General features: G+C 42.6%; 8 protein-coding genes. 2 read left to right on the top strand and 6 right to left on the bottom strand.

Going from position 1 to position 5712, the window contains the following annotated elements:
• Window positions 1-110: 110 nt before the first annotated feature.
• The 6 genes from rluB to ACN6OV_RS11460 form a co-directional block, all read right to left on the bottom strand.
• Window positions 111-1241: a 23S rRNA pseudouridine(2605) synthase RluB gene (gene rluB, locus ACN6OV_RS11485; protein WP_427953070.1), complete on the bottom strand. Its 1131-nt coding sequence runs from the start codon at window positions 1239-1241 to the stop codon at window positions 111-113.
• Window positions 1242-1282: 41 nt separating this feature from the next.
• Window positions 1283-1873, bottom strand: coding sequence for an SMC-Scp complex subunit ScpB (gene scpB, locus ACN6OV_RS11480; RefSeq protein WP_427953068.1), 591 nt, complete (start codon window positions 1871-1873; stop codon window positions 1283-1285).
• The gene (locus ACN6OV_RS11475; RefSeq protein WP_427953066.1) at window positions 1870-2664 is read right to left on the bottom strand and encodes a segregation and condensation protein A; all 795 of its coding nucleotides are present in this window, start codon (window positions 2662-2664) and stop codon (window positions 1870-1872) included. The genes scpB and ACN6OV_RS11475 overlap by 4 nt, the downstream gene beginning before the upstream one ends.
• 356 nt (window positions 2665-3020) lie before the next feature.
• The gene (locus ACN6OV_RS11470) at window positions 3021-3290 is read right to left on the bottom strand and encodes a hypothetical protein (RefSeq protein WP_427953064.1); all 270 of its coding nucleotides are present in this window, start codon (window positions 3288-3290) and stop codon (window positions 3021-3023) included.
• A gap of 91 nt (window positions 3291-3381) precedes the next feature.
• A complete protein-coding gene (locus tag ACN6OV_RS11465) occupies window positions 3382-3999 on the bottom strand; it encodes an L-threonylcarbamoyladenylate synthase (protein ID WP_427953062.1) in 618 nt (205 codons plus the stop codon).
• 89 nt (window positions 4000-4088) lie between these two features.
• On the bottom strand, window positions 4089-4751 hold the full coding sequence (locus ACN6OV_RS11460) for an elongation factor P hydroxylase (protein ID WP_427953060.1): 663 nt from the start codon (window positions 4749-4751) through the stop codon (window positions 4089-4091).
• Between the two features lie 97 nt (window positions 4752-4848).
• On the opposite strand from ACN6OV_RS11460, the gene ACN6OV_RS11455 reads away from it, so the two are divergent.
• Window positions 4849-5406 carry a YceD family protein gene (locus ACN6OV_RS11455; RefSeq protein ID WP_427953058.1) on the top strand — a complete coding sequence of 186 codons (558 nt, stop codon included), beginning with the start codon at window positions 4849-4851 and terminating at the stop codon, window positions 5404-5406.
• 77 nt (window positions 5407-5483) lie between these two features.
• Complete coding sequence (gene rpmF, locus ACN6OV_RS11450) at window positions 5484-5666, top strand: 50S ribosomal protein L32 (protein WP_004279227.1); 183 nt, start codon at window positions 5484-5486, stop codon at window positions 5664-5666.
• The last annotated feature ends 46 nt before the right edge of the window (window positions 5667-5712 follow it).

The following is a 5712-nucleotide window of genomic DNA, read 5'->3' as shown; positions in this document are numbered from 1 at the left end:
TCATAAAAAAATGAGCGTATTGGCATACACTCATTTTTACTACATTTTTCTAATGTTTGCTTAACTGACTGGCATTAGCTCATCAGAGCGGTTTTTTTAACGGCACGAAATTAAAATTTCTTAAAGCCTTTGTTATTGCCATTAAATGCACGGCTTGGCACTGAATCGTTGCGGCGCTCACGGTTACCGAAGTTATCGTTACGGCGTTCACCACGATTTTCTGAGTTACCTTGAAAGCGGTCATTGCGACGTTCGCCACGGTTTGCAGTGTTGCCTTGGAAACCTTCGCTGCGGCGTTCGTTGCGGTTAAAGCCATTGCCTTGGAAACCTTCGCTACGGCGTTCACCACGATTGTTTTGGTAACCATTACTTTGTGGTGCTTGGTTTTCATCGCTGTCGCGACGTTGTTGACGTAGGTAACCACCACGACGTGCGGCCATTGGTTTGTCTTGCATACGTTCAGTACGGCGTTTTGCCATACCAAATAAGCCTGTGCCTTGACGCGGTTTAAGCTCAACTGATTTGGTTAAGTTATCAATATCTTGCTTGTCCAGTTCGATCCAACGACCCGTACGTAGTTCACGTGGTAGAATTACAGAACCATAACGGGTACGTAATAGACGGCTCACTTTAAGGCCTTGAGATTCGAAAATACGACGAACTTCACGGTTACGACCTTCTTTCACTACGACTTGATACCAACGGTTAATCCCGTCACCACCAATTTCAGAGAAAGATTCAAATTTCGCAGGGCCATCATCTAACACAACACCTTGAATCATGTTGTTTTTTAGCTGAGGTGTCACTTCGCCCATAACACGAACAGCATATTCACGCTCAATTTCGCTTGATGGATGCATTAAACGGTTCGCCAATTCACCGTCATTCGTAAACAGTAAAAGACCTGTTGAGTTGATATCCAGACGACCGACCATGACCCAACGATCGCCAGTAATTTGTGGCAATTGTTCAAATACAGTTGGACGGTTTTCAGGGTCGTTACGTGAGCAGATTTCACCTTCAGGCTTATAGTAAATCAACACACGACGACGAATTTCGTCTTCAATTTGGAACTGAACTTTACGACCATCGATGCGAAGCTCATCACCCGGTTCAATACGTTCACCCACTTGGGCAACTTGCCCATTTACGCTTACGCGACCAGCGGCAATGACTTCTTCCATATAACGGCGAGAACCCAAACCAACACGTGCAAGCACCTTTTGCAATTTTTCACTCATGACAGCATAACCTTAGAAATTATTATCAACAGTTCACCTATTTATGACTTCGGTGCATTCGCATCGAGTGCCATAAAAGCTTCCTTGGCATCCTGCAGGGGAGGCAGTTGGCCTAAAGTACTTAGACCAAAAGCATTTAAAAATTGAGACGTTGTAACTAACAACGCAGGTCGTCCTGGGAGTTCGCGAAAACCAGATTCTTTAATCCAGTTCCAGTCAAATAAAGTACGTAAAATTTGACTGTTGTTGGTCACTCCTCGGATTTGCTCAATGTCTGCGCGGGTTACCGGTTGATGGTAAGCGATGACAGAAAGTGTTTCGAGCAAAGATGGCGATAAACGAGTTGGTCGTTCAGGCCAGGTTTGTGCAATGATATTACGATATCTTGCACGGACTTGAAAACGGAAACCCTGAGCGGTTTCAACAAGTTCAATTGATCTGCCATGTTGCAACATTGACAATTGTTGCAAGTATTGGCGTAATTCAGTTTTGGTGAAACGGTCTTGGAAAGCCTCTTTTAGACGGGCAATACTGACAGCCGCTTCACTGGCAAAAATAATCGCTTCAAGCTGCATGAGGATTTCATGCAAATCTTCCGCAGGCGTCATGCTTGAGCTTACTTCAGTATTCATGCGCGTGCTCCTTGAATTGCAAGCGGTGCTTCTACACCAGATGCCACAATTTGAACTTTTTGCTGACGTGTCAGTTCTAAAATAGCCATAAATGTCACCACCACACCCATGCGACCTTGGCTCGGTTTAAGCAGCTCAGCAAAATCTAAAACTTCACCTGATTCAAGTTTGCTTTCAATATAGGCAATACGCTCTTCAAGTAAGACTGGTTCTTGCTGAATTTGGTGGGTAACCGGTTCAGGGCGATTAAAAACACAGAACATGGCGTCGCGAAGTAAGTTAATGTCATAGCCATCATTGGTTTCAATAATAGTGCCTAGGCTGACATTGGTATCAAAAGTATCGCGATCGAGTACCGACATTTGCCCTAAACGTTCAGCGGCTTGCTTAATACGTAAATAAGTTTCTAGGCGGTCAATCAATTCTTGTTTCGGATCTTGCTCAAGCGCAGAAACCGATTTAGGTTTTGGTAATAATAAACGTGATTTTAAATCTGCAAGTAGTGCCGCCATCACCATATAGTCTGCCGTCAGCTCAATATCGAGTGACTTCATGGCATCCATATAAGATAAATACTGAGCGGCGATCGGGGCAATATCCACTTGTAATAAGTCAAAGCCATTCTTTTGAATCAGATAAATGAGAAAGTCGAGTGGTCCTTCGAAATGCTCTAATAGAATTTCAAATGCTGCAGGTGGGATGTACAAATCTTCTGGAATAGCATCTTGCCACTCATCCAATACGCGAATGTGTGGAGCATTTTCCATAGAAGTATGGACAGTTGGGTTCATTGCAATTATAAGCCACGCGAATTTTCAAAGGCATGCAGACCGCTTCGACTTCGATCTCACATCGAAAGTAAAAGCACACAGTTTATAGGGAATAGTGTAATGGAAAATTGCTGCTAAAGAAATTACTCAGTGCCTGAATTGGGCAAAAAACTTAAAATAAATAGGGAATAATGCTCAGATCGGTAATGGTGTTTTTGTGTATGTGACCTGTGTCACATCTTGCAAAATCCATAAAAACTGCGGTTAAAGGCAGACAACTTCGATGCAAAAGGGCAGCAAAAAGTGCATTTAAATGATTTTATTCAACTCTATTCAGCTTAAATCCATCCATTGCTGTGACACAGAAAAGTAGTGCATTAAGTGTTATGGATGGCATATTCAATGATGTGCTGACATTGCGCTTGAGTGCATGCATTGTGTATTTCAAGCTGTTGATACAGTGCTTTGGCTGGAGTGATCTCTAAAAAATATTCAAACATTTTTGCATCACGTGAAAAATGAATCAGACCTGTGGCAGGTTCTAAGATAACTTCTGCCTCGGATTCCAGCGTCCAAGGCTCAACAGCATAAATGGTTTCATTGTCTGAAAAATCATGTAGGTTGAGTAAAATCTGAAATAAATTCATCTTACAAACTCCTTACTGCATGATTCATTGATCCGGTCAGTTAATTTTCACACGCCGTATTTATTAAACGACGGTGTATGTTTCATGTCTTTTATTCAAAAGCACTGACATCACCGACACCGCGGCGGATCACTTCTGGGTATTCACCTGCAAGGTTTACAACGCTAGTGGTATTCAAAGTACCTAAACCTCCATCAATCAATACATCTATGCGTTTACCGATTTGCAGTTCAATTTCGTAAGGATCATCAATCGGTTCTTTTTGGCCCGGTAAAATTAAGGTCGATGTTAATAAAGGCTCACCGAGTTCTTTGAGTAATAATTGGCAAATCGGGTTGCTCGGAATACGCAGTCCAATGGTTTTCTTTTTAGGATGCATTAAACGGCGAGGAACTTCACTGGTCGCAGGCAAAATAAAGGTGGTGACCGCAGGGGTATTATTTTTCAATAAACGATACATGGCATTGTCGACTTTGGCATAAGTGGCAATGTCAGATAAATCTGCACAAATAATCGCATATTGATGTTTAGCATCTAGCTGACGAATTTGGGCAATGCGTTCCATGGCATTTTTGTTCCCAATCTGGCAACCGATGGCATAGGCAGCATCTGTGGGATAAACCACCACATCGCCGGCACGAATCCGTTCAGCGGCTTGCGTAATTAAACGGGGCTGAGGATTTTCCGGATGTATTCTTAAATGCAACATGTCGTTTTCCTCTTATTATTAAAGGCTCTTGCCATTATGTCGCGGTCTATTCGCTTTGTGCAATGTGAAATGCAGTCAAATTGTATAATTTAATCAAGCATTTCACGTTGAAATTCATTCGCCTGTAACATTTTGCCAGCACGTGTACAGTGGCAAATGCATTGGATAAAGCGCCAAGCATCGCGTGGAAGTTTGGCTTCGCCTTTAAAATAAGCCTGTAATTGTGCATAGACATTATCTTTAAAGCTACTGCCATCACCGCCTTCACCAGTGAGGTTATCAAGTGAGACACGAAATTTACGTCCAAAGGCTTTGGCAAATAACCATTCGATCGCTTGGGGCTTAATTTCTACCTGTTCAAAGAGGGCTTGTTGCTCTTTGCTGCGACCATCTGGTGCATACCAATAGCCTAAATCGGGAAGTAAACGGCGTTGCTCGCCAGCAATAGTCCAATGGCTAATTTCATGCAAAGCGCTATTGAAATAACCATGAGCAAATTGAATACGGGCAGGGCCGTTTGAATCAGCAGGAAAGTACTCGGGCTCACAGTCACCTTTCACTAAGCTCACATTCAGGTGGGAAAACCAATGATTAAAGTGTAAGATGAGCCAATCGACGTGTTCTGTTTCTGTGGAAAGTTTCTCCCAAGCCGAGAGTTGCACTTGGTCGGTTGAAATGTCAGAATCAAGCGTTGAAATTGTGCTCATAAGTGATGAAACATTCACTTCTGTTTGCGGCTGCAACAGATGCATAACTTAAGTTACCCAAATGGTCTGTCTAAATAAGTACAAAATTGTATCTTAATCTTTGACAGAGTACTGATGAATTTGTAGAATTGCCGCCTTAATTATGTCAGCAAATACCTTTCCGGCACAGATTGAGCCGTTTAAATGGGCTGAACAGGGCTTTAAATGGTCAGGAACACTGCCATTATCTCGCTTTGTTCGTATTGCTCGTGAAGCTGTTGGATCAATTGATGATCAATTGATTAACATAGACTGTAAGCTATCAATGGATGCTTATCATCGCATTGTATGGCTAGATGGTCATGTTGAAACAAATGTTCCAATGGAATGCCAGCGTTGTCTGGATACTGTTGAGATCCCACTTGTTTCAAGTTTTCATCTAGCTCTTGTAGATGACGAGTCACTGATAGAGCGCTTGGATGAGGATGCTGATTTCATCGTTTTAGGTGAAAGTGAAGCAACAACCAAAGGTTCATATGATGCGCCTGCGACTGCTGATTTACTCTCACTGATAGAGGATGAATTGTTATTGTTGATGCCGTTGTCACCTAAGCATGACGCTTGTGAACATAAGCATCAGCCTGCCGTTGAAGAGCTTGTCGAAGAAAAGCGGGATAACCCGTTTGGTATTTTGGCAGGTTTGAAGGGTAAACTTAACTAATTTTTGTGTTATACTTTCATGTATAAGACAATCGAATTTGTTCTGATCCATTTTTTCGATCTTTGTAAGGAGCCATCATGGCCGTTCAGCAAAACCGTAAAAGTCGCTCTCGCCGTGACATGCGCCGTTCACATGACGCTTTAACCGAGAATGCATTAACTGTAGACCAAGCTACTGGCGAGACTCACCGTCGTCACCACGTATCTAAAGATGGTATCTACCGTGGTCGTCAATTATTCGCTAAAGCATCTGCTGAATAATTGGTGATGTATTAAGCGTCAAGCTTAGTAGAAAAAATGGGAGCGT

This window comes from Acinetobacter sp. (assembly GCF_050285345.1).
Classification (GTDB): domain Bacteria; phylum Pseudomonadota; class Gammaproteobacteria; order Pseudomonadales; family Moraxellaceae; genus Acinetobacter.
This window is presented reverse-complemented; position numbering and strand designations above follow the sequence as displayed.

Excerpts from the sequence above, each read along its gene's own strand:
- rpmF (WP_004279227.1), top strand. The coding sequence starts at position 5,484 with ATGGCCGTTCAGCAAAACCGTAAAAGTCGCTCTCGCCGTGACATGCGC.
- ACN6OV_RS11475 (WP_427953066.1), bottom strand. The coding sequence starts at position 2,664 with ATGAACCCAACTGTCCATACTTCTATGGAAAATGCTCCACACATTCGC.
- ACN6OV_RS11470 (WP_427953064.1), bottom strand. The coding sequence starts at position 3,290 with ATGAATTTATTTCAGATTTTACTCAACCTACATGATTTTTCAGACAAT.
- ACN6OV_RS11455 (WP_427953058.1), top strand. The coding sequence starts at position 4,849 with ATGTCAGCAAATACCTTTCCGGCACAGATTGAGCCGTTTAAATGGGCT.
- rluB (WP_427953070.1), bottom strand. The coding sequence starts at position 1,241 with ATGAGTGAAAAATTGCAAAAGGTGCTTGCACGTGTTGGTTTGGGTTCT.
- ACN6OV_RS11465 (WP_427953062.1), bottom strand. The coding sequence starts at position 3,999 with ATGTTGCATTTAAGAATACATCCGGAAAATCCTCAGCCCCGTTTAATT.
- scpB (WP_427953068.1), bottom strand. The coding sequence starts at position 1,873 with ATGAATACTGAAGTAAGCTCAAGCATGACGCCTGCGGAAGATTTGCAT.
- ACN6OV_RS11460 (WP_427953060.1), bottom strand. The coding sequence starts at position 4,751 with ATGCATCTGTTGCAGCCGCAAACAGAAGTGAATGTTTCATCACTTATG.